Origin of the sequence: Sedimenticola hydrogenitrophicus, from assembly GCF_029017505.1 — a bacterium.
In the GTDB taxonomy this organism is placed as follows: domain Bacteria; phylum Pseudomonadota; class Gammaproteobacteria; order Chromatiales; family Chromatiaceae; genus Sedimenticola; species Sedimenticola hydrogenitrophicus_A.
The window spans coordinates 29,363-53,598 of sequence record NZ_JAQGEI010000029.1 but is presented as its reverse complement, the minus strand read 5'-3'; the positions used below and the strand labels follow the sequence as shown (position 1 = coordinate 53,598).

Below are 24,236 nucleotides of genomic sequence, written 5' to 3'. Positions count from 1 at the left end.
TACCGCTATCGTTCTGAAGTATTTTGTTCTACCAGTGCTTCTAGCCGCATCAAAGCATTGGCCGCAACACTGGCAGAAAATCCGTAATAAGGCGCAAAATAGGACTTACGTAATTGTCGCCGTAGTAAGGCCTGAACCTCCCACAAATGGGAATCAGCTAATTGGGTGGCAATGCGATATTCCGCATGGGTCACGCTTCCAAATGCCTTACGAATTAGCACATCCGGCGAATCTGAACCAGTCAAGGGGTCATTTTCCGCCCCAGGTACATCAAGCAATAAAAGATTCTTGTCCGCATAAATGGCAGCCATTGGCGGACCGCCATAATCAAACAACATATAGTCTGCCAACTGATAGAGAGGCAAGTTGTCGCTGGCATCAGTAATCAAGCAATTGAAATGATATTTGTGCAGACTATTTACACGATCGAGCTCGTGTTCCCTCATCAGTGGATGTAATTTGACTACGACGTTGTATTCCGAAGTCAGCTCATTGATTTCCTCATCGAACCAGCCTACCGATGACAACCCTTTCCATGTAGGTAGCCATACAACCGTTCTGCGGGCTGGGTCGCATCCATAACGCGATAGCAAATCCAAACGATCTGGTCGTTCGTTGAAGTAACGATCAAAACGTGGATAACCCATCTGAACCACTGTCGCATCTGATACCTCTCCAAATGCTGTGGCGTGATAAGGGCCAAAGCTTAATATCACGTCATATAAAGCGTTCCAACCTGAGAGATTCCATCCGGATTTGCCTGCTGCATACATGAACCGGACATTGTGATCAGCCAAGCGTTGAATGAGAGGTGGCTCACTTATATCAACTGGATGATTTGAAACCAAATAGCTATAACGAGAGCCAGACTCTAATACTTCTGAGGTGCTACGAATACTACAATGCCACCGGCTTAAGGTCTCCCGAGCCTCGATCTCATCGGGGCCATGGAGTAGCACATCAAAACTACCCTTTGACAGCATATCCCACACTGGTCCAAAGTGATTGCATAATTCCAAACTATGCAGTAAAAACGCCAATTTGTTTCTACCGGTATTACGTGGATCGCAAAACGAGGCCGGTGGTGAAATCTGGATAGTTGGAAATATGTCAAGCGAGGGTGTATTGATTATTTTAAATGAGTGTAGTGAGGCAACACTTTTTTCGATTCTTTCTGCAGTTTCTTCGATTTTCTTTAATGCTTGAATATTTTTGTCATCAGCAGCTAGAGCCGAGTCCAGCCGAGTTTGCACAATATCGAACCGGGCAGAGATCGCGTTCAGCCCCGTAATCCACCCGCGCAGGCTACGTAGAAAATCAGCGATCCTCATCAAAACTCCGAACGGCATCGACAACTTGCCGTATCTCTCTGCCGCATAGGGTTGGCGACATTGGTAGACTCAATACTTCGCTGGCGAACTGTTCGGCAATTGGGAGCTGTCCAAACATAAAACCTGCATAACAAGCCTGCTGATTCGGAGGTGTCGGGTAGTGGATAACAGTCGAGACTCCCGCTTTTTCAAGATGTGCCTTCAGTGCATCGCGCCTTTCGCTGCGGATTACATAAAGATGCCACACCGGTTCAGCATACTCGGGCACGAATGGCAACTCGTTACCGGAGCCGTCTAGCATTGTTGAATAGGAGGCAGCAATCTCTCTGCGCCGAGCATTCCATTCATCCAGTACTTTCAACTTGGCTCTTAGAAACGCCGCCTGTAGTTCATCCAGGCGACTGTTGTAACCGGCCAAGTCATGCTGATATTTGATCGTGGAACCATAGTTACGTAGAAGGCGGACTTTGCTGGCGATTGCATCATCGTTTGTTAGTACCGCGCCACCATCGCCCAGCGCACCAAGGTTTTTTCCTGGGTAAAAACTGGTTCCGGATGCATGACCCAGTGAACCGACCCGCCGCCCCTTATATCTCGCTCCCTGCGCTTGAGCAGCGTCTTCAATGACGATCAGCCCATGTTTTTGAGCTAGTTCATTAATTGGATCCATGTCCGCAGGTTGCCCGTACAAGTGCACTGGCATGATGGCACGAGTTCGAGGCGTTATGGCTGCAGCGATTAATGCGGGATGAATATTATGGGTTTTGATATCCGGCTCCACCGGCACTGGCTTCGCACCGCATTGACTCACGGCCAGCCAAGTGGCGATAAAGGTGTTGGACGGAACAATGACCTCATCACCCGCCCCAACCCCGTAGGCACGCAGTAGTAGATGGAGAGCTTCCAACCCATTACCGACACCTACGCAGTGCTTAACCTCACTGAAAGCAGCAAATTCCGACTCAAAAGCTTCCAACTCTGGGCCCATAATGAACCAGCCAGAGTCCATTACACGACTATATGCTTCGTCGAGTTGCCCACGGATAGTTTGATGTAGGCGACCAATATCGAGAAACGGAACTTTCATTATTTGACAGTCTTTTTCACATCGATGATAAAAGTGCTGTAATTGCGATAGTAGTCGCTTTCATCGTAATAATCCGATGCTAACACCATGCACACAGCACCCGAGGAAAAATTGTCTATTTCTCGCCAGATCATGGGACAAACATAGAGCCCGTTATAGCTTCGGTTCAGGTGTATTGTCTTTTTCGCACAGCCGTCATCAAGGTGGATATCAAACGATCCGGACATGGCGATGATCAGTTGATGCAATGCCTTGTGGGCATGACCACCACGCTCGGCACCACCAGGAACGTCGTACAAATAGTAAACTCGGCGTATATCATAAGGTATGTGCCTATTTGCTTCGACAAAGGTCAGGTTACCCCTGGGATCGGTGATTCGTGGCAAATCAATAATATTGCAGTCTTGAATACTCATAAATCAAATCTCAATAGACGCCTCGCCCGGACTCTGAACTCAACAATTCAAACTCATCCACAATCTTCACCAACCGTGCATCCATCGGCCTCACTCCCTCCATGAGGTAACCGACGATTTGGTCACGCACGTCCTCGAAGCCATATTTCTTTATTGCATAGTCATTGACGGATACAGCGCTACGAGGAACGTACTTTACGAACGGCCTAACATTTTTAGCAAGCGCAGCCCCCATAGCAACAATCGAGTAATGCCCCACGACCGAATACTGATGTACCGAGCACCCAACTGCAAGAGTTGCGCCCTGAAGGATATTTACGATTCCACCCATGACGACCATTGGTGTAAGCACCACGTCATCATGGATGATCGCATCATGAGGCACGTGTACACTCTGCATGATGTAAACCCGGTTACCAATCCGAGTAATATCTTTATAACAAGGCTTCTGGATAGCCGTGTATTCACGAATGATGTTGTCGTTACCAATCTCTATACGTGACTGCGAACTGTCATATCGTGGATTGCGTGTGTCCTGCCCAGGCGTCCCAATGGTGACATGCGGACCGATCCAGTTGCCATTTCCTATAGTGAGTGGCCCGTAGATCACTGAGTATGGACCTATCTCGTTGCAATCACCGATTTCGACATCGCCTTGAATAATCGCTGTCGGGTGAATTAAGTTAGTCAATTCACACCTCCTTGTGATAGTACTTTAAATACTTCATCTTCGCATATAGAGAAGTCATCGTGAATACCTTTAATGTTCCCGATCGTTGTATCCCCGAGAAAATACTGCACTAGCTTCCCTGATGCCACAGCCATATTTTGCCAATACCAATAACTTGTGCCATCGTACTTCCCAATTAAAATATGTATATTAGCCTTCGGTGACGCAAATATAAAATTCGCCAAGGCAGCACCTGAAGAGCCAACGATATCATCTACATTTCTAAATAGAGCAACTTGCTGCAAAAAAGTTAGCTTCTCTGGCTCTACAGCAACGTAACCATTGTTAGATAGAACATTCTCAAGTTCCGTAGCATTCGTTACTTTCCGTGCTCCAGATGTTCGACGTAAATAAATTTTTTTAGGCCAATCTTGTGACGGAAAATTGTCCACAAAAGAAAAAACACGCCTCCTCATCAAATCAAAAGCCAATGGACTGAACAAGCCATGAGAATGACCGGTCAGCTTGTTATCGCGACGTTCAAATGGCACGTAACCGGTTACCGATGTAACGTAAAGAGAATCGACTCTAATCGCCCTGCCTATCGGCAGTGAAATAATCACACGATCAGTCCCCGCTACCAAGGCCAGGGATTCGATGATGTTATGGTGCAACCCATCATTGACAATAATGGGAATATTCGCAAACCGCTCTTCGGAACAAAACGCAGCAACGCGCGGCAGCACTTCGGTCAGCCAGTGTGCATAGTTGGGGGCACAAGCATCAACAAAAGTGGCTGCTGCCGGGATCCGTTCTGGCGCTGAATCATGGCACAACAGGCGCATACGGCGCTTTATTGCATCAATCAGATGACGTCCATACAACTCTTCGCTGGTGTAATCGCGCTCAAAGTCATAGAGATCATGGCAGATCACTGCATCACGAGCGAATACGAGATTTGTTCCGCCATAAACCTTTGCATCGCTTATCTCCGCTACATAGGCTGGCGGAAACTCATAGTGGTCGTGTGGTGACACTAAATATGCAAGGTCTTCGACCGGAAATACTTTAGGTACAGGGGTTTCAACCTTTGCCGCATCGAGCACTTTTACCGTCTGGATGTTCGTGGTTTTGACATACTCTTCTAGCTTGACTAAAGGGCGCCAGCGCTTGGCAACATTGAAACCAAAGGAAACAACTATGTAATTGGTATAGACGGGATATAGATTTCGCCAAGCCCATATAACTATCCAGCGTACAATTGGAATCTGCTTGAGGTGCTTTGCATAGAAATGACCGATCGGAGTTCCCTTTAAACGACTGAGAATGTCAGGCGTGCCAATGCATTGCTCTACTTTGCGAAGCTTTGGTGTCGGAAGTAATCCAGCCACCTCAGCGCCATCCTTATCTGGCGACCATGCGGGGGTGGGGGAGTCAGAGTCAGAACATGGCATCGATGACTGCTGCCGTGATTCACTCTGCTGAAGATGAGCCATAACCTGCTCCAGTAATTTTTCGGTTCTTCGGAAAAATTGTGGGTAAAACCCGAGAGGAATAAAGTTTCAGACGCATAAGATTTTAAGATTTTCTGACCCAATCACGGTAGCCGGTGCACCCTGCTCCAAATCTCTGAGAAGATGGAAGTGCGACCAACCATCGACAAGAAAAAAGGAGCCAGGGTGTAACCCATGAATTTTTCTGACGAGGCGTTTAATCTTTACTTCCGTGCTGTACCTTGGTTTCAAATACAAATAAACGAGCCAGTATGTACATGAGTAGTGTATAACTCATCGCTGCAGCAACTTGGCTGACTATCGCATGAAAGTTAATATTTAATGCAGAATGCAACACGAACAGATTGAACAAAAAAGAAATTGCAAAAGCAATGAGATAACGAGCACTTTCCATAACGAAGCAGCCATCACTTCGAAATACGAAGTTTTTTGACAACACAAATCCCAGTGTAAATCCCACGACATATCCAGCAATATTAGAAACCATCGGTGAAAACCCCATCGCCATTGCAGAGAAGATGACGATGAAGCCAACAATGGTGTTCAAAGCACCACTCCCCAGATAGCGCGTCATCAAAACAGATTCACCTCGCCAACTGGACATAGTATTGCGCACCAAGCGGTAATAATTTCAAATATGGTTCCAATCTGCGTAAAAACGCAAAGGGGCGAGGGAAAAACATTGTGTAGCCGTGTTGTTTTATCGTAAATCCCGCTTGTTGGGACAGCTGCATTGCCATTTGTAAACTCAGCATTTCTGCATCTGCATCAAAGGGACAACGTTCGAATATCCAGCGTGTCGCTGGATTATACGGATTATGTTCAAACAAGAAAAATTGACCCTGTTCGCTCAACGTATGGTAACACTGCTGGAATGCGAATTTTCGTTGCGGCAGAGGAATGTGATGAAAAACATTTGCTGCAATAATTGCATCAAACTGTATCGTCCCAATTTCGTTCCAATCAGAAAATAATCGTGCCTGTGGGGCACGTCTTCCGGCGAATTTTAATGACCCAGGGGAAACATCATAACCCCACAACTCGGCACTAGGGAAATACTGAACCAGATAAGGCAAACTACGTCCTGAACCACAACCAAAATCAAGGATGCGCTTGGGCTGGCTATCTTTAAGCCATGCGGCCATCAGAGCAACTTTATATTCAGCAAAATAACCCCCTTCATTCAAGCTATCCGGGATGCTCGCATTCAGTAAGCGATCATAATTTTCGGCATATTGATCAAATTCTGGTTCACTCATGTCGATTCTTTCCAAGTACGACTTGCCACCACAAATTGCGGTTTACCATTCAATTTTAGATAAGTGCGCCCTAGATATTCACCTACCATACCGATACATAAAGTTTGTATGCCGCCAATCAACAGAATGGTTGCAATAAGCGACGTCCAGCCGGCTGAGATTTCAGGATGCAACATCTTTTGTACCGCCACATAGCCTATCATCATCATACTGAATCCGGCGAGGATGAACCCCATGAATGAAGCCATCCGCAAAGGGAATACAGAAAAACTGGTCGCCATTTTCAACCACAAAGACAATGAACGCCTAAGATTGTAATTTCCCTCTCCTTCATGGCGTGCCTCGTGTTCAATGTTGATCGTGGTTATCGATTGTGTCACATCCAAAATTAGCCCATCCAGATAAGCATATGGCCCGTTATATTTAATTACTTCCTCAACCACTTTCTTACGAATCGCCTTGAAGGAAGACAAATAAAGACCTTTTGGTTTTCCTAGCAAACGAGTGGCAACCAAATCGTTGAACCGGCTGCCGAGCTTTTTCCAGGTTGCATGCTGGCGATTGAGATAATGTGTATAACACACGTCATATCCTTCATTTATCGCGCCAATCATCCTGATAATTGCTTCCGGTGGATGTTGCAAATCATCATCCATAATCACCACTATGTCGCCAATCGCATGATTCATACCCGCCATTGTTGCGTTATGCTGTCCAAAATTACGACGGAGTGAAATTCCTTTAACAAAAGGATATTGCGTTGCCAGTTTGCGAATCACTTGCCAGCTATTATCGGGGCTCGCATCATTGACCAGCAATAACTCAAAGGAATCAAGCAGATTTGCAGCCCGCATTTCCTGTTGTATGGTTTCTACCAGCAACGACAAAATCGCCGCGCTACGATAAACTGGGACGACGATTGACAAGGTGCAATGCATATCAGGATTTTTCATAGTATTTCCGTAACACTCTGCTAAGGTAATGTTCATCAAAGTGAATCTGGGTTTGAGACAATGCTGTCAACATCGTCGTAACCTCAATTTCATAATGGCGACCACGTTCCACTACGTCATAAATTGCCTGTTTGCCGACCACCTGTTCCATTGTTTTCACGATTTCCGGCATTGAATATCCGCATGGATTTGCCAGATTTAAAGTACAGCGCCGCATCGATTGATTTTCAATTAATACATTTGCTAGAGTCGCCACATCATCGACATCAATTATGTTGCGGTAAGCATCGCGCCACACACTAAAAGCCTCACTACGCACTATACGTGCATACAGATAATTTAACAGAGTGTGAGGATTAGGTGTATGTCCAGCCACTTGCGGCAACCGCAGAATCAGGTGCTGCGGATGCTCGGCAACCAGTTGTTCCATCGCCAGCTTATGTTGCACATACGGTGTCTGTTGAACCTCGGAATCCGCCACGCTACATGTCCCAAAATACACAAACGCATCAACATCATTAGCTGATTGCAATGCCACAACTAAGCGTGCTCGTTCTCGGGCGAATTCACTCAAGACCGTATTGCTTGAATTTGAAACACCCGCCGCGTAAATACACACGTCAGCCCGGTTTTGATATTGGGTTGCAAACCCACGCGCCAATAAACCAGAACCAATAATCATGGGAAAATTTTAAAAGGTAAAATCATCAATCTTTCAGTCATTACTAATATGGACTTGAGTTTTCATTGGCCTGAAATATAAACAAGTGACTATTATTGCCATAAATATTCCGGCAATTTTGGGAAAGTAAAAGTAACGAACTTCGAATTGCGCAACAGTAAATATCAGCATATATGCTGAAAACAATGATGCATTAAACCAGATTAGTAAAACCCAGGAACCATGCAATCTTACCTTGCGAGTAAACACCAGGGTAACCAGGGTAACCAGTACAATCAGAAGCAATCCATTAGTTACCATGTCCATAGAAGTAGATTCAACAGATACATTCCCCCAGTTCCGCACCGATGAAAACCAGTATTTTCCGATCACATCAAATTTAAGTGTATACCATTCAATGGGGTGGGTAATGAACGTTTTAACAAATAACTTCTTCGCATGTGCTGTGTCACCACAAGTCGAAGGGTCAATTCTGCAAACCAGATTACCCCCTCCAGCAACGATCCACCCTCCCTGTATGCTTTCAAGGTAGCTGGAAGTCATCACTGAGTTCCTAAATGTAAGGGATGATGTATACACCCACGCTGGGCTTCCCTCATAAATCCAGTGATAAGCTCTCCACGGAAAAGTGGTCGCATGTGCAATAAAAAGTACGATTATAATCGTTTTTATTGATGGCTTTACGAACTTCGACTCAATGGAATTTCGTAAACGAGTTAGCTGAATAGCAATGACCAACAAAATCCCCCAGCCAGTCAGTGAAAGGAGAAGGATTTCAAACTGTGAACGAAAATAGGCGGATAAAGCCAAACAAAGTCCCGCATAAACTGCGTAACGAAGTGAGCTTCGTACTACAGAACGGTATACCAGCAAGATAGATAGCAGAAAAAAGCCAATTGCAAAGCTCTCTCCTAACGTTATCCCTTTTGGCTGAAGCAAAAAAACTCGAGCCACTGGGAACGAAAAGATTAGCAATGGCAAGGTGAATGCAATAACCTTCCTTTTTAAACATGTGCGCAGTAGATCATAAAGCAGAACCAAGACGATTGAAAATAATACGGTCGCCAATATTTGCAGTACCAAGATTATGGGCACACTTGGCCCCAGTAGCTTTATTATTGATGCTTCAAGCAATACAAAGCCTGGTGGCCACAGATTGAAAATCCAGTTATTAGAACTACTGATCCAGCCGTTTTGAGCAATATCAATAGCAGCTGTGGCAAAACTGGCGGGATCGCCCATTGTGCTTACTTCTATAAGCTGCTGAATTGTTGTAAATGGATCCGGTTGATTCGGGATATCACGTACCCATAATGCGATGCCCAGCAAGCTTAGAAAATAAATAATACCTATCCACAATGATTCATGCTTGAGCGATCTCATTGGCTGCACCCTCTCTGGTTTATCAAGACAAAGAACGCTTTGGTCGGATGACCCCTCTTTCTTACCGGGCCGAGTTATGATTATGCGCGCCACAAGCTCAACCTCCTCATCTGTCATTACTGGCGAGATCGGTAAACTCAGTACCTTATCAGCCAATATTTCCGCAATTGCTTGATAACCTTGGTAACAGGCTTGTAGATGGGGCGGAATGGGGTAGTGGATAACGGTCGAAACACCATATTTTCCAAATCCGCTTTTAATACCTCTCGCTGTTGACTGCGGATGACGTAGAGATGCCAGACCGGCTCTGCATAATCAGGGACGCAGGGCAAGACAATATTTTTTTTGACGTGACAAATTGTCGCGCATGACGCGAACCTTATCGAGTAAGTCGGGGATGAGATGTTCCGGGGGGGGTAATCGCATGTGGATACTAAACTGTACTGCCGAAATAAATGTTGGCTATTTCTTCTACAGGCCCATCCATTTTTATCTGCCCATGTTCCAACCAGATCAATCGAGAGCAATTTTGCAAAAGTAAATCCCTAGAGTGACTCGCAAGGATTAATATTTCAGTAGCGTCAACTAGTGCATCCATCCGCCTTTTAGCACGCTCGGCAAACTCCGCATCACCCAAGGATAACCATTCGTCCATAATAAGAACTTGGGGGCGAATGGTCGTTGAAACCGAAAAAGCCAGCCGCATCTGCATTCCAGACGAATAGGTTCGAAAAGGCATATGAATAAATTCACCCAAACCTGAGAAAGCAACAATTTCATCAACGCGCTCATGTATTTCGTCCAAAGCCAAACCCATCATCACGGCGCGTAATCTGATATTTTCCAAGCCACTGGCCTCGGGGTCTATTCCTAAGCCGATATTAATCAACGACACCGCATTCCCGTAAATCTTGGCGCTGCCCTGTGTGGGCTGGTATATACCGGCGAGTATGCGCAACATCGTGCTTTTTCCCGCACCGTTGTGGCCGATCAAACCAACACGTTCACCACGTTGAATATTGAGGGTGATATTTTTTAAGCCTTCAACAACTAGTTGACCCCCATCAGAACGGTTGAATAGGCCGCCTGTCACAGCTCCAAGTACGCGGTTTTTAATGGACTGACTAGCTGCATGGAGAACTGGAAAGTGGACCGACACATTTTCAAGTTTTATGAAGGCGCTGGTTTTCATGTTCATAACCAATAGGGGATGCGTTTGCGGTATGCACCTAAAAACGCGACTGCAGCCAGCCATCCGACAGCCGCCATTAAAGTAGTAATTGTCCAAGTGGCTACTGAGACGACTTCTCCTAAAAGTGGCGCTCGAACCAACTGCAAAAGGTGATAAAAAGGGTTCATGTCTAAAATAAAAGTACCTGCGCGTTCAGGCACTAATTCCGGGTTCCAAATGACCGGTGTGAGATAAAACATTACCTGTAAAAAGTTTTGAATGATCTGTGTGGCATCCCGAAAGCGCGTGCTTACCACTGCGGCAATGAGCATTATCCAAGTCAGATTTAGGATCAGCATGAATAAACCTGGTACTGCCATCAAAGCAGCCCAACTCGGTTGCTTGAAGAATGCAAGAAAAACTATCGGCAAGATAAGCAGATTGTGAGAGGAAATCGCAAGATTACGCCACAACGTGCGTCCCACGTGAGTGAACAAGGGCATGCGTATTTGCAAAATGGTGTCGCTGGCGGAAACAAAGCTAGTGCAGCCTTCACCGATGGTTGTTGAAATAAAACCCCAAAGAATAAAACCTGCCGTCAGATAGGGTAGATATTCCTCCACGGGTTGCTGAAAGAGCATGCCGAACACAAAGCCCAGCGCACCAATCAATACAGCCATGTTTATGGTAAGCCACCATGCGCCAATTTTAGAGCGTCGATATCGTGTAGCGACATCCTGCCAACCAAGCACTGTGATTTGGTGATGACTGGTTATCGCAGCTTGGATATCTGCCCAGCCTGTAGAGAAATTTTTTTTGAAACCGCTCACTCTAAGAACACCCTTGCCTGAGCTAAGTCGAGACCTCTTTGATCTTTCGTGGATAGTATTGGGGATGACATGTCTGGCCAAGTGATGCCAATTTCCGGATCATTCCATGCTATGCAACATTCATGCTCTGGAGCATAGTAACTTGTAGTTTTGTAGATACATTCGGAGAAGTTGTCTAACGTAAGGAAACCATGGGCGAAACCCTCGGGCACCCAAAGTTGACGTCTGTTATCTGCAGATAGGGTTTCACTAATCCATTTGCCAAAGGTCGGTGATGACTTTCGAATGTCCACTGCCACATCAAAAATCGCTCCGCGCACAACACGAATCAACTTGCCTTGGGCAGCCGGGGGCAGTTGGTAATGCAGCCCCCTAAGAACTCCTTCCTTGCTATGGCTGTGGTTGTCCTGGACGAATGTCACGTTCAGGCCAGTTGCTTCTTGAAACCCACTCTGATTAAAACTCTCGTAAAAAAAGCCACGCGCGTCCTCGAATACTTCCGGTTCGATTATCAGTACATCTGGAATGGCCGCAGGTATGACCCTCATTTGCGTTTCGCCTCGCTTAGGAGGGATAGAAGATACTGCCCATACCCATTCTTCAGCATTGGCTGAGCCAGCTTCTCCATTTGACAGACGTCAATCCATCCATTTCGGAACGCAATCTCTTCAGGACAGGCAATCTTCAGCCCCTGCCGATGCTCGATCGTTTGTACGAATTGATGTGCTTCGAGCAGACTCTCATGGGTTCCAGTATCCAGCCAGGCGTAACCCCGCCCCATACGCTCAACCGCAAGCGTTTCCTTGTCCAGGTAGATTCGATTCAGATCGGTGATTTCAAGTTCGCCTCGGGCGGAGGGCTTTAGTTGCTTAGCATACTCGACGGCGAGGTGATCATAGAAGTAGAGTCCGGTGACTGCATAGCTCGATTTGGGTTGCGCCGGTTTTTCCTCCAGGCTGATCGCCTTTCCGGCGCTGTCAAACTCGACAACACCGTAACGCTCCGGGTCGCGTACATGGTAGGCAAATACCGTAGCGCCACCTGATCTGGCGTTCGCAGATCGTAGATTTTGATTCAGGGAGTGGCCATAAAAAATATTGTCCCCCAAAACAAGTGCGCTTGGCGCCCCATCCAAAAATGCCTCGCCAATGATCAGTGCCTGCGCCAGACCATCGGGTGAGGGTTGTACCGCATATTGAAGACTCAGGCCCCATTGGGAGCCGTCGCCCAACAACTCCCTGAACCTTGGTGTGTCTTGGGGGGTTGAGATCACCAGAATTTCCCGAATCCCGGCCAACATCAGTGTTGACAGCGGGTAGTACACCATCGGCTTGTCAAATACGGGTAGAAGCTGTTTGGAGACCACTTGGGTGGCGGGGTAGAGTCGCGTACCCGAACCTCCGGCGAGGATGATGCCTTTACGGGTCATTGCTGCTCTTCCTCTCTGACCAAATTATCAATGAAGCAATCGACCTCCGACTGCCAATCCGGCAAGGTGGTACCAAGCGTCGTGGCAAGGAGAGATGAATCCAGTCTCGAATTCATCGGTCGAGTTGCAGGGGTTGGATAATCTATTGTTGGGATAGGTTGTACTTGCTCAGGTTTAAGGAGAAGCGGCATCCCCAATTGGTGCGCCCGGCTTACTATCCTTCGCGCCAGTTCATGCCAGGTCGTATCGCCTGATGCTGCCAAATGGTAGGTGCCCGGGTGCATTGCGCCACTCAGGATAGCGGGTATGGCTTTGGCGCTTATCTCCGCAATCAGTGCCGCTGAGGTGGGGGCGCCGTGCTGATCGGCTACAATATTCAATGCTTCCCGTTCCCTGGCAAGTCGCAGGATGGTTTTGATAAAGTTGCTCCCGTGCGCCCCATAGACCCAACTGGTGCGGAAGATGAGGTATTTGCATCCGCTTCGTCTTATCGACTCTTCGCCTTTCAGTTTGGTCTCGCCGTATATGCCGAGCGGATTTGGCTGGTCGGTTTCGATATAGGGTTGGTCATTGGTTCCATCGAATACATAGTCGGTGGAGTAATGGACCAGCCAAGCGTCGAGACGCTTAGCTTCTTCTGCCAACAGACTAACTGCTTCAGCGTTGATGCGATTGGCCTTGCCCGGTTCCGCTTCCGCCCGGTCTACAGCCGTGTAAGCTGCGGCGTTGACGATAATATCCGGGCGATAGTCCCGGATAACCGCCTTCAAGCTCTCCTGGTCTTCAAGGTCCGCCACTTCTCTGCCACAGGACTTGAGTTGCCCCAATTGCGGCAAGGTGCGTTGGAGCTCCGTACCAACTTGGCCGGTCTTGCCAAAAAGAAGCATCTTTACGGGCATTCAATAATTCCCAGCCGCTGGCGCTGGTAGCTGCCGTCCTGGACATGCCGGCACCAAACGGAATTGTCCAGATACCACTGCACGGTTTTTCTGAGGCCGCTCTCAAAGGTCTCCTCGGGTACCCAGCCGAGTTCTGCCTGGATCCTGGACGCATCGATGGCGTAGCGTTGGTCGTGACCGGGGCGATCAGCCACAAACGTGATCAGATCCCGGTAGGAGGCGATACCGTCAGGGCGGTCAGGGCGGAACTCATCCAGCAGATCGCAAACCGCATGAACCACCTCGATGTTGGTTTTCTCGTTGTGACCGCCGATATTGTAGGTTCCCCCGACCCGACCCTCGGTGACGACCCGGTAGAGGGCGCGGGCATGATCCTCGACATGGAGCCAGTCACGGATTTGCCGACCATCTCCATAAACCGGGAGGGGCTTGCCATCCAGGGCGTTGAGAATAATCAACGGAATGAGTTTTTCAGGGAACTGGTAGGGACCGTAGTTATTGGAACAGTTTGTTACCAGAACGGGGAAGCCGTAGGTACGATGCCAGGCACGCACAAGGTGGTCGGAACTGGCCTTGGATGCGGAGTACGGCGAACTTGGGTCGTAGGGAGTCTCCTCGGTGAAGAGTCCATCTGCGCTCAGGCTGCCGTAGACCTCGTCGGTGGAGATGTGGTGAAAACGGAAGTTGGCTTTCCTGCCGGCTGGCAAATTGCTCCAGTAGGAGCGCGCCACCTCCAATAGCACCGAGGTGCCAACTATATTGGTCTGGATGAACTCGGCCGGGCCTTCTATGGAACGATCGACATGAGATTCCGCCGCAAGATGCATCACAACATCAGGCTGGAATTTAACAAACAGGCTGGAAACCATATCCCTGTCACAGATATCGCCTCGTACAAAATGGTAGCGGGGGTTGTCCGAAACGGATGCCAGCGATTCGATGTTCCCGGCGTAGGTCAGCTTGTCGAGATTGAGTACCTGATTATCGGTCTCGGTGAGCAGGTGGCGGATGACGGCAGAACCGATGAATCCTGCGCCGCCGGTGATGAGTAATTTCATGGGTTATATGGATGATTGATTATTAAGGTTGCCTTTTTGCCGCCTTGAGCCCATTCTGATGCGCCAGCATCGGCAATGGCCTCTTGATCTGATACTGGGTGGCTCGCTGCAGGCGGCGACGATGGCCAGGGTGTTGATATATTTATACAAAGTCGCTAATTACGTGCTTCCCTGCCCATTGGGCGATGACTCGACTCTCGCCCATGATATTGAAGAACAGCTCGCGATTGGCCGCCTTTAGGGCATCACCGACATCGGGGTATAGGTCACCGCCACGATCAAGGGCTTGAGATGCTACAAATCGGAATAGGGGCCAAGACAAGGAACCGACATCGCCAGGAAATCTATCGCCTCAGCAGATCCAATATGGCTGAGATGAGGCGTGCGGGTCGTTCTCAAACTTCGAGGTTTTCAAACATTTTCCGCAGTTGAAAACTGTGGACTTCTTGGTGACTTTAATGGCTTCAACCACGCTACCGCCATGACTTGCCGGGTCTGCAAGCCTGACTGAAAACGTATTGAAGATTCTGAAATCAGCAGGTTAGAACACCAACCGAGCCCACTTGTTCAGAAGCGGGCATGGTAGCACCACGTGGGATTGGTTTGCAATTTCAAAACAATCAAACGGACAGCGGATTCTGTTTGCGAAGCTCAACCCGTTTTTGGCAATACTCGACCAGCGCCCACTCAACCAGGTCAAGCATTTCCCGCCGCGCAGCAGCGTGGTTGTATTCGCACCGACGATAGAGCTTGAAACCATCCCGTTCGACTGGAGGGGCTTCGTATTTCAGGCACGAATCAGACGCTTGTATAGTGGTGGACCCCTGCCACTCGGCTGGGGGGGCATTTTGGACAACTTTAATTGCCCAATCACCCCCCGAGATGGGGAGACCATCGCTCCCACACTAATTCTGGAGAACCTTACAAGAGATTATTGTATTCAAATCTCATTTCAGACAAAAAAGCACACAAAACCAACTCTGCCTGCTCCAATGGGGTTGAACATTACGGATTTTCCGATCAACATACGCGGCTGGTAATGAAACCACTGTTTCAGAAAGGGAATCCAGATGGACAATCAAGCAGCCTGGCACCTGATACACACCAAACCACGCCAGGAAAGGACCGCATGCGAACAGCTGGAAAGACAGGGATATATGACTTATCTTCCCCTGATCGGGCAGCCGAGTCATCCCCAGAACACCATCACCCCGCTCTTCCCCCGCTACCTGTTTATCCGCCTGACCGCCGGCCTGGATGACTGGACACCGATCCGCTCGACCCGGGGCGTCAGTTCGCTGGTGCGGGTGGGTATGAATCCGGCCAAAATATCCGACCAACTGATTGATGCCATTAGAAAAAGAGCAGATGCCGACGGTCTGCACCGGCTTCCGCTCAAAAACTTTTGTAAAGGCGATCGGGTTCGGCTGGTGAGCGGTCCATTTGCGGATTATGAGGCCATTTTCAGCGAACAGCGTGCCGAGAACCGGGCGATTATCCTGCTCAACCTGATTGGGAAAATGAATCGCATCGAGGTACCGACGGATAGTATCGCCGTGTTGTAGTCTGGCGGCGGATGCGTTCACGGGTGTAGCCACCCGGCCTTCGCGCCACAGGCGCTCCTACGAAAACCTTTGCGTCCGGGCCTCTATAACCGGAGTGGTTTCGGTAATTGTGCCTCTTCGATACCCATCCTGACAGCCGCGAACTCACGCAGACGGTTGAAGCTGTCCAATAGCATCAAGGCATACTCCTTTCCCAGCATGAGGTCTTCGGCGAAGGTCTCCGCACTCTCCATGTATTCGTGGACCAATTTATTACGCAGCTTTCTCGCTTCGAGCCAATGCTCAACGTTTTCGATTATACCGAGCCTCTCGGCGCGGTTGAGGGTTTCGATCTGGCTTCCGGGAGTTTCCGCCAGGGCCATCAGCCAACGTGGCAAGAGTTTGTCCGCAATGGTGTCCTGCATGCGGCCAAAACGCGATATGAAGGCTTCCACGCGCTCGGCCAGTTCCGGATGGGTTTCCAGACTATTTACCCACGTCACGTCGATGACCTGGCGTTGATAAAGTCGATTCCAGCTGTAGGCCAGGTGACCGCCTTCGCGCGAGACGATATCCAGGGTCAGGAGAAAGCGGTCAACCGGCAGGATGCTGCTTATGGTCATAACCTCACACCCGTGCGGAGCGCCTCTTTATGTATTGGTTGATAGGTCGTTTCGGGATCGAGCACCACGACGTCAATCGGTTGATCGCCCAAACGGAGTTGCAACCTGGCGACGAGTTGCAATGCTTTTCGTTCACGTTGCTGAACTGGCTTGTCCGACTGCACCAGTAAGTCCAGGTCCCCGCCACGCGCCGTGTCATCGACTCTGGAGCCAAATAACATGACGGTCGCATCCGCGCCGAATATTTCGTTCACGGTATCTCGAATTGTTTTTCGTGTTTGACTGGACAGGCGCATTGGGTCGCAGAAGGCCTCATGGTTCGTTAAACCGGTAGGTCAGTCGTGGATAAGCTGAACAACCAGGATCCGGCGAACACTCCCATCATGGCAACATGACAGAAATGATTGATCCTCTGCGATATCCTACCTGCGGATGGTACGCTAATGGAAGTTTTGCGAGTAATTCTTTGGAAGATCGACCGAGGATACCCCAGATGGCGTGAAACGATATACGGCACTTTCCGAAAAACCGGTACATGCCATATGGCTTTTCGGTTATCATGCGCGCAACTGTTTTTCCAATACCCCCTTTTTAAACAATTACTTAAAAAATCCACCCAGGTAAACACCCCTTTCCCATGACTTCCCTCGCCCAGTACAAAAGACTCCTGCGCTATGTCCGCCCGCACTGGCGGATATTCCTGGTCTCGATACTGGGAACCATCGTCCTGGCGGCCACTCAGCCCGCCATGCCCTACCTGATGAAGCCGCTGCTGGATGGCAGCTTCGTCGAGAAGGACCCGCGGATGATCATCCTGGTCCCGCTGTTGCTGATCGGGCTGGCCCTGATTCAGGGGTTGGCGACCATCGTCAGTTCGGTGGCCATGGAGTCGGTGGCAACCCGGGTGGTGTTCAATCTGCGCGAGCTGATGCTGCAGAAACTGCTGGTCCTGCCGACCCGCTTCTACGACAACAATTCAGCCGGGGTGGTGCTGTCCAAGGTGACCTACAACGTGGAGCAGCTCACCAGCTCCGCCTCCTATGTGATCGTCACATTGATCCGGGATACCCTTTCCATCCTCGGCCTGTTGGGCCTGATGCTCTACCTCAACTGGAAGCTGACCCTGATCGCCTTCGCCCTGATCCCGGCCGTGGCCTTTTTCGTCCGCGTGGTTAGCAAGCGCTTACGTACCATCAACCGCGCCCTGCAAAAGCGTATGGGAGAGATGACTCACGTACTGGAGGAGGTGATCACCGGCAACAAGGTGATCAAACTGTTCGGCGGCCAGGCGCACGAGGCACGCCGCTTCTTCGACTCGGCCAACAAGGTGCGTCAGTTCAAGATGAAAGCGGTGCTGGCCCATAACGGCAGCGTCCAGGTGAACCAGCTGGTGGCGGTCTGCGGTCTGGCGCTGATGGCCTATCTGTCGGCACAGCAGTCGGCGGCCGGCAGTTTCACCGTGGGCGAGTTTGTCGCCTTCTTCGGCGCCATGGCGATGATCCTGTCGCCCCTGAAGAAGCTCACCAGCATCAACAATGAGCTGCAGCGCGGCCTGGCCGCCGCGGAGAGCGTGTTTGAGCTGCTCGATGAGCCCGCGGAGCAGGACCAGGGCACGGCCGAGCTGCCGTCACCCAAAGGCCTGCTGGAGTGGCGCAATCTGGAGTTTCGTTATGCGCATGATGGGGGACCGGGCGATGGGACCGAGACCACCCCTACCCTAAGTAATATCCAGCTGACCGTAGCCCCCGGCGAAAACATCGCCCTGGTCGGTCCCTCCGGCAGCGGCAAGACCACACTGGCCAGCCTGATCCCGCTGTTTTACCGTCCCAGCCGGGGGCAGATCCTGATCGACGGAACCGATATCAGCAACCTGCCCCTGTCGGTGCTGCGGGCCAACGTCTCCCTGGTCTCCCAGGACGTATTTCTGTTCAACGACAGTGTCCGTGCCAATATCGCCTATGGAATCAACAGCAGCGCCACGGACGAGCAGGTCCGGGAGGCCGCCCGGGCCGCCAACGCCCTGGCGTTCATCGAGGGGATGCCGGAAGGGTTTGGCACCACCATCGGGGACAACGGCGTCCGGCTCTCCGGCGGACAGCGCCAGCGCCTGGCCATCGCCCGCGCCCTGCTCAAGGACGCCCCCATCCTGATCCTGGACGAGGCCACTTCCGCCCTGGATACCGAGTCCGAGCAGCTGATCCAGGAGGCGATGGAACGGCTCAGGTCCGGCCGCACCACCCTGACCATCGCCCACCGGCTCTCCACTATCGAGAATGCCGACCGCATCGTGGTACTGAAGGATGGCCGGGTGGTCGAGACCGGCTCCCATGGTGAACTCCTGGCACAGCAGGGGTTGTATAAAAAGCTCCACCAGCTGCAGTTCTCTGCTGGATAAAGCGACTCATGACGACAAAACCACCATCCCAAGGCCGATTCCCATGGCAACGGTTTATCCATCCCCGTTTCTGGCCCACCTGGGCAGGGATGGGCATTCTGCGGCTGCTCAGTCTGCTGCCGTTCAGTGTCCAACTGGGTATCGGCCGGCAACTGGGCCGACTGGCGCAACGGCTGCTGTCACGACGCGTTCATATCGCCCGCACCAATATCAGACTCTGCTTTCCCGAGCTGTCGCCGGAACAGCAGAAACAGCTGCTTCGGAAACATTTCGAGGCGATCGGCATGGGCATTTTTGAGACCGCATTCTCCTGGTGGGGAAGCGACGAGGCGCTGAAGAGCCGGGTGGAGATTGAGGGCCTCGAGCACATCCAACATGCCAAAGCGGATGGATCCGGTGTGCTTGTGGTCACCGGTCATTTCAGCACGACAGAGCTGGCGGGACAAATGCTCTGCCTGTTCAACCGGACGGGGGCCATGTACCGTCCAATGAAAAACCCGCTCATGGACCTGCTGCTGCTGCGTGGCCGCGGCCGCCGCATGGGCTCCATAATTCCCCGGGATGATATCCGTACCATGACCCGCTGCCTGCGCCGGGGAGAGGCGATTTACTACGCCTATGACCAGAACTACGGGCTGGATCACGCCCTGTTCATCCCTTTTTTTGGCATCCCGGCGGCAACCATTACCACCACATCGCGTTTCGCCGCCATGGGTAAGTCGGTGGTACTACCCTGTTTTCCGAAACGCCGGGCGGACGGCACCTACCTCATCAGGGTACACCCGCCCCTGGAGGGTTTCGCCACCGGCGATGATGAACAGGATACCCTGCGTATCAATGCCCTGTTGGAGCAGGCGATTCTGGAAGCGCCGGAACAGTATTTCTGGATTCACCGGCGTTTTAAAACGCGCCCCGAAGGAGAACCTGGGTTGTATTGATTGTTGGCCACGGAAGAGCACCGAAGACACTAAAAAAATATTCGGTCGATTCCGTGTGTGCCCGTGGCTGAACAGCCTCACCACAAAGGCACCAAGCTCACAAAGCCTTCAAGAGAAAGGCATTCCTTCGTGTGCTTTGTAACTTAGTGGTGAAAAAGTTTTCCGCATCGGGCGCGCACAGGGTATGCATCATTGGTCACGGAAGACGCAGACAATAAAAACTTACCGTGGATTCCGTGTTTTCCGTGACTCGCTGACAGCCGTCGACTACCGAATTTAGGGGGCAATGGCGGCTTGTGGTATATTCACAGCCCTGTTTTCACTGCATCCCCAATAGCCATGTCGCTTGATCTTCCGGACTTCACACCCGTACACATACTCGTCGCCGGCGATGTCATGTTGGACCGCTACTGGCACGGCGGCACCCACCGCATTTCACCCGAGGCGCCGGTACCGGTGGTGCGGATCGAGGGGGATGAATCCCGCCCCGGCGGGGCCGGCAACGTGGCCCTGAATATCGCCTCGGTCGGGGCCCGGGCCACCCTGCTCGGAATCACCGGCAAGGACCCGGAGGCGGAAGAGCTTGAGCGGCTGCTCGCCGACAAAGGGGTCAGCTGCCGGTTTCAGCGCCACGAGCTGCGCCCGACCATCACCAAGCTGCGCATCATCAGCCGTCAGCAACAGCTGATCCGGCTGGACTTCGAAGATGGTTTCAATAACCTGGCCACCCGGGATCTGACGGCCGCCTACCACGAACAGCTCGGCGAGACCGATCTGGTGATCCTGTCGGATTATGGCAAAGGCACGCTTCAGGAGGTCGGCGAACTGATCCGCCTGGCCAGGTCGGCCGGAAAGCCGGTCATCGTCGACCCCAAGGGGACCGACTTTGAGCGCTACCGGGGCGCCACCCTGGTCACCCCCAATCTGTCCGAGTTCGAGGCGGTCGCCGGCAGCGTGGCCGACGACGACGACCTGGCGGCCAAGGGAGTGGCGCTGATGGCGCAGTACGATTTCGACGCCCTGCTGATCACTCGCGGCGAGTTGGGCATGACCCTGTTGCAGCGGGACCGGCCGGCCCGGCACCACCCGACCCACGCCCAGGAGGTCTACGACGTCACCGGCGCCGGGGACACCGTCATCTCCATCCTGGCGACGGCCCTGGCCAGCGGCATGCCGCTGGATGCCGCCACCCAACTGGCCAATATCGCGGCCGGTATCGTGGTGGGCAAACTGGGCACCTCCACGGTCAGCCTGGACGAGCTGAAATATGCCTTGCAGGAACGGCAGGTGGCCCATACCGGCGCGGTCACGGAAGAGGAACTGCTGGAGGCGATGGCCCTGGCCCGGGCGCGCGGCGAATCCATTGTCATGACCAACGGCTGTTTCGATATCCTGCATGCCGGACACGTCACCTACCTGGAGCAGGCCAGCCGCCTCGGTGACCGGCTGATCGTGGCGGTCAATGTGGACGAGACGGTGCGCGCCCTCAAGGGCGCCGACCGGCCGGTCAACACCCTGTGGCGACGCATGACCGTGCTGGCCGCCCTCGGTTGTGTCGACTGGGTGGTGCCGTTCTCGGAGGAGACCCCGGAGCGACTGATCTGCCGGCTCAAGCCGGACTTTCTGGTCAAGGGTGGGGACAACGATCCCGACAAGATCCCCGGCGCACGTTGTGTCCGTGAGAGTGGCGGCGAGGTGCGGATCATGCAGTTTGTCGACGACTGCTCCACCACCGGGATGATCAAGACCATCCGCGACAGCGAGCTTCACGGCAAGACACCGTGAGCGACACGGTGCGGGTTGATATCACCCTGCTGGGTGGCGGTATCGCCGGCCTGTGGAGCGCCGCCACGCTGACCCGGCAGGGCTATTCGGTGGCCCTGATCGAATCCCGGGCCATTGGCGGCATCCAGACGGTCGCCTCCCAGGGCATCATTCACGGCGGCACCAAGTATGCCCTGCGCGGCAACCTGAACGAATCGGCCCGGGCGATCGCCGAAATGCCCGGCATCTGGCGCGCCTGCCTGGCGGGCGACGGCCCGCTGGATCTGCGCCAGGTACGCGTCCTGGCGCAACACCAGCACCTCTGGTCGACGGACAACCTCATCTCGCAACTGGCCGGTTTCTTCGCCGGCAAGGCGATGCGCAGCCGCATGCGGCCGATCGACGGACCCTCGCGCCCCGCCCCCTTCGATGCCCCGGGATTCCATGGCCGGCTCTATCAACTGGATGAACCGGTGCTGGACATACCCTCCCTGACCCGGGTATTGGCCGAGCAGATCAGGGAGCGGATCCTGCTGGTGCCACCCGGGGGGCTCACGCTGAACCCGGCCAGCCCCGGCACCCTTACCGTTGACAGCGGAGGAGAGCGGGTCACCCTGGAGAGTCAGCGGATCATCCTGACCGCCGGCAAGGGCAATGCCGCCTTGTTGCAACAACTCGGTCGCGAGCGCCCGGCCATGCAGCTCAGACCCCTACATATGCTGATCCTGCAGGGCCAACTGCCGCCGCTGTTCGCCCACTGCCTCGGCGCCCAGGCCAATCCGCGACTCACCATCACCAGCTACCCGCTCCCGGATGGGGAACAGGTCTGGTATATCGGTGGACAGCTGGCGGAAAACGGGATCGACCTGGGTACCGAACGGCAGATTGAGGTAGCCCAACAGGAACTGCAGGCCACCATGCCCTGGATCGATTTCAGCGGTGTCCGCTGGCGCTCCCTCATGATCGAACGGGCGGAACCCCGGATCACCAGTGGCGTTCGGCCCGACAGCTGCTGCCTGCACAGTGACCGGGAGATCATCACCGCCTGGCCGACCAAGCTCGCCTTCGCGCCGCGCCTCGCCAGCGAAATCACTGAACTGCTGCAATCGCAGGGCGTAAAACCGGCAGCCCCACAACCGGAGATCCTGCAGCGGCTGCCAAAGCCACCGCTGGCCGCGCCACCCTGGCAGGAGCTATCGGAATGAAGTGGCGGGAACTGGGCAACACCGGCATCCGGATCAGCCCCCTGGGACTGGGCACGGTCAAATTCGGCCGTAACCAGCAGGTCAAATATCCCAGCCATTTCGAGATCCCGGATGATCGCAGCGTGCGCAATCTGCTGGCCCAGGCGCGGTCGCTGGGGATCAACCTGCTCGACACCGCGCCCGCTTATGGCAGCAGCCAGGAGCGGCTGGGGAGGCTGCTGCCGGGCCCCAGAAGTGACTGGGTCATCGTCTCCAAGGTGGGCGAATTTTTCGAGCAGGGCCAGTCCCGCTTCGACTTCGGCTACCGGACCACCGTCGCGGTGGTGGAGCAGAGCCTGCGCACTTTGAATACCGAGTACCTGGATGCCGTCCTGATTCACTCCGACGGCAACGACATCGCCATTCTGGAACGGGAGGGTGCCCTGGATGCCCTGCGCACCCTGAAACAGCGCGGGCTGGTCCGCGCCCACGGCATGTCCAGCAAGAGCATCGCGGGCGGACTGCGGGTGGTGGAAGAGATGGACATCGTGATGGCCACCTGTAACCTCGCCTATAACGAGGAGTTGCCGGTACTGCAGGCGGCCGCCGCCAATAATAAAGGCGTGCTGATCAAGAAGGGCCTGCAGAGCGGCCATATACCGGGAGCGCAAGGTGTCGAGGAATCGATGCGCTTTGTCTTCTCCCAGCCCGGCGTCAGTGGCATGATTGTCGGCACCATCAACCCGGACCATCTGCGGGACAATGTGCGGATACTGGAACGCGTCCTTGAGCAAATCGAACAGCGGCATGACTAGCCGACAGTCGCGTCCTGGAAGGTGCTTTAGCCACGGAAGGACACTGAAACCACGGAAAGTTTTATTTCCTGCAGGGCTACTCAGAAAATAATTAGTATCCATCCAGAAACGCACGTAATTTAAAATGTCGTCACCCCGGCGGAGGCCGGGGTCCAGGGGTTCCAACAAGTTACTGGATTCCGGCATTCGCCGGAATGACGATTTCTGCAGTTTTTGGATAGACACTAATTAACCACAAAGTCACAAGGCACACAAAGAGATACTTTTTCTTGGTGCCCTTTGTGTCTTTGT

General features: G+C 52.3%; 24 protein-coding genes. 6 read left to right on the top strand and 18 right to left on the bottom strand.

Annotated elements, in window-relative coordinates; genetic code table 11:
- Positions 1–5: 5 nt before the first annotated feature.
- From O9K64_RS16900 to rfbB, 16 genes are all read right to left on the bottom strand, one after another.
- Entirely contained in the window at positions 6–1,331 is a 1,326-nt protein-coding gene (locus O9K64_RS16900; protein WP_275099278.1) for a CDP-glycerol glycerophosphotransferase family protein, read from the bottom strand.
- A complete protein-coding gene (locus O9K64_RS16895; protein WP_275099277.1) occupies positions 1,318–2,418 on the bottom strand; it encodes a DegT/DnrJ/EryC1/StrS family aminotransferase in 1,101 nt (366 codons plus the stop codon). Before O9K64_RS16895 ends, O9K64_RS16900 begins: the two co-directional genes overlap by 14 nt.
- Entirely contained in the window at positions 2,418–2,834 is a 417-nt protein-coding gene (locus O9K64_RS16890) for a sugar 3,4-ketoisomerase (RefSeq protein WP_275099276.1), read from the bottom strand. Before O9K64_RS16890 ends, O9K64_RS16895 begins: the two co-directional genes overlap by 1 nt.
- A 10-nt stretch (positions 2,835–2,844) precedes the next feature.
- Positions 2,845–3,525: a hypothetical protein gene (locus tag O9K64_RS16885; RefSeq protein WP_275099275.1), complete on the bottom strand. Its 681-nt coding sequence runs from the start codon at positions 3,523–3,525 to the stop codon at positions 2,845–2,847.
- On the bottom strand, positions 3,522–5,000 hold the full coding sequence (locus O9K64_RS16880) for a glycosyltransferase family 61 protein (RefSeq protein ID WP_275099274.1): 1,479 nt from the start codon (positions 4,998–5,000) through the stop codon (positions 3,522–3,524). The genes O9K64_RS16885 and O9K64_RS16880 overlap by 4 nt, the downstream gene beginning before the upstream one ends.
- Before the next feature lie 214 nt (positions 5,001–5,214).
- The gene (locus tag O9K64_RS16875; RefSeq protein WP_275099273.1) at positions 5,215–5,592 is read right to left on the bottom strand and encodes a GtrA family protein; all 378 of its coding nucleotides are present in this window, start codon (positions 5,590–5,592) and stop codon (positions 5,215–5,217) included.
- A 10-nt stretch (positions 5,593–5,602) separates the two neighbouring features.
- Positions 5,603–6,277, bottom strand: a complete 675-nt coding sequence (locus O9K64_RS16870) for a class I SAM-dependent methyltransferase (protein ID WP_275099272.1) — start codon at positions 6,275–6,277, stop codon at positions 5,603–5,605.
- Positions 6,274–7,230 carry a glycosyltransferase family 2 protein gene (locus O9K64_RS16865; RefSeq protein ID WP_275099271.1) on the bottom strand — a complete coding sequence of 319 codons (957 nt, stop codon included), beginning with the start codon at positions 7,228–7,230 and terminating at the stop codon, positions 6,274–6,276. The genes O9K64_RS16870 and O9K64_RS16865 overlap by 4 nt, the downstream gene beginning before the upstream one ends.
- A complete protein-coding gene (locus O9K64_RS16860) occupies positions 7,217–7,912 on the bottom strand; it encodes an NAD-dependent epimerase/dehydratase family protein (protein ID WP_275099270.1) in 696 nt (231 codons plus the stop codon). The genes O9K64_RS16865 and O9K64_RS16860 overlap by 14 nt, the downstream gene beginning before the upstream one ends.
- A 33-nt stretch (positions 7,913–7,945) precedes the next feature.
- Positions 7,946–9,451, bottom strand: coding sequence for a hypothetical protein (locus O9K64_RS16855; protein WP_275099269.1), 1,506 nt, complete (start codon positions 9,449–9,451; stop codon positions 7,946–7,948).
- Positions 9,452–9,728: 277 nt separating this feature from the next.
- Positions 9,729–10,487, bottom strand: a complete 759-nt coding sequence (locus O9K64_RS16850; RefSeq protein ID WP_275099268.1) for an ABC transporter ATP-binding protein — start codon at positions 10,485–10,487, stop codon at positions 9,729–9,731.
- 2 nt (positions 10,488–10,489) lie between these two features.
- Positions 10,490–11,296 (bottom strand): ABC transporter permease, encoded by an 807-nt coding sequence (locus O9K64_RS16845; protein ID WP_275099267.1) that lies wholly within the window; start codon positions 11,294–11,296, stop codon positions 10,490–10,492.
- Positions 11,293–11,844, bottom strand: a complete 552-nt coding sequence (rfbC, locus tag O9K64_RS16840) for a dTDP-4-dehydrorhamnose 3,5-epimerase (RefSeq protein WP_275099266.1) — start codon at positions 11,842–11,844, stop codon at positions 11,293–11,295. Before rfbC ends, O9K64_RS16845 begins: the two co-directional genes overlap by 4 nt.
- Entirely contained in the window at positions 11,841–12,725 is an 885-nt protein-coding gene (gene rfbA / locus O9K64_RS16835) for a glucose-1-phosphate thymidylyltransferase RfbA (RefSeq protein WP_275099265.1), read from the bottom strand. Before rfbA ends, rfbC begins: the two co-directional genes overlap by 4 nt.
- The gene (gene rfbD, locus O9K64_RS16830) at positions 12,722–13,624 is read right to left on the bottom strand and encodes a dTDP-4-dehydrorhamnose reductase (RefSeq protein WP_275099264.1); all 903 of its coding nucleotides are present in this window, start codon (positions 13,622–13,624) and stop codon (positions 12,722–12,724) included. The genes rfbA and rfbD overlap by 4 nt, the downstream gene beginning before the upstream one ends.
- Complete coding sequence (rfbB, locus tag O9K64_RS16825) at positions 13,615–14,682, bottom strand: dTDP-glucose 4,6-dehydratase (RefSeq protein ID WP_275099263.1); 1,068 nt, start codon at positions 14,680–14,682, stop codon at positions 13,615–13,617. Before rfbB ends, rfbD begins: the two co-directional genes overlap by 10 nt.
- A 1,070-nt stretch (positions 14,683–15,752) precedes the next feature.
- Between rfbB and rfaH the strand changes: the two genes are divergently transcribed.
- Entirely contained in the window at positions 15,753–16,247 is a 495-nt protein-coding gene (gene rfaH / locus O9K64_RS16820) for a transcription/translation regulatory transformer protein RfaH (protein ID WP_275099262.1), read from the top strand.
- Between the two features lie 83 nt (positions 16,248–16,330).
- Here the strand turns inward: rfaH and O9K64_RS16815 are convergent, their stop codons facing one another.
- Together O9K64_RS16815 and O9K64_RS16810 are read right to left on the bottom strand one after the other, a co-directional pair.
- On the bottom strand, positions 16,331–16,849 hold the full coding sequence (locus O9K64_RS16815; protein ID WP_275099261.1) for a hypothetical protein: 519 nt from the start codon (positions 16,847–16,849) through the stop codon (positions 16,331–16,333).
- Positions 16,846–17,145, bottom strand: a complete 300-nt coding sequence (locus O9K64_RS16810; RefSeq protein WP_275099260.1) for a nucleotidyltransferase domain-containing protein — start codon at positions 17,143–17,145, stop codon at positions 16,846–16,848. The genes O9K64_RS16815 and O9K64_RS16810 overlap by 4 nt, the downstream gene beginning before the upstream one ends.
- Before the next feature lie 341 nt (positions 17,146–17,486).
- Here O9K64_RS16810 and msbA point away from each other — a divergent pair, with 341 nt between their 5' ends.
- The 5 genes from msbA (at position 17,487) to O9K64_RS16785 (ending at position 23,945) form a co-directional block, all read left to right on the top strand.
- Positions 17,487–19,244, top strand: coding sequence for a lipid A export permease/ATP-binding protein MsbA (gene msbA / locus O9K64_RS16805; protein WP_275099259.1), 1,758 nt, complete (start codon positions 17,487–17,489; stop codon positions 19,242–19,244).
- Between the two features lie 8 nt (positions 19,245–19,252).
- Positions 19,253–20,182, top strand: a complete 930-nt coding sequence (gene lpxL / locus O9K64_RS16800) for an LpxL/LpxP family Kdo(2)-lipid IV(A) lauroyl/palmitoleoyl acyltransferase (RefSeq protein ID WP_275099258.1) — start codon at positions 19,253–19,255, stop codon at positions 20,180–20,182.
- Between the two features lie 339 nt (positions 20,183–20,521).
- A complete protein-coding gene (hldE, locus tag O9K64_RS16795; RefSeq protein WP_275099257.1) occupies positions 20,522–21,967 on the top strand; it encodes a bifunctional D-glycero-beta-D-manno-heptose-7-phosphate kinase/D-glycero-beta-D-manno-heptose 1-phosphate adenylyltransferase HldE in 1,446 nt (481 codons plus the stop codon).
- Positions 21,964–23,151, top strand: a complete 1,188-nt coding sequence (locus tag O9K64_RS16790) for an FAD-dependent oxidoreductase (protein ID WP_275099256.1) — start codon at positions 21,964–21,966, stop codon at positions 23,149–23,151. Before hldE ends, O9K64_RS16790 begins: the two co-directional genes overlap by 4 nt.
- Positions 23,148–23,945, top strand: a complete 798-nt coding sequence (locus O9K64_RS16785) for an aldo/keto reductase (protein WP_275099255.1) — start codon at positions 23,148–23,150, stop codon at positions 23,943–23,945. The genes O9K64_RS16790 and O9K64_RS16785 overlap by 4 nt, the downstream gene beginning before the upstream one ends.
- Positions 23,946–24,236: the final 291 nt, after the last annotated feature.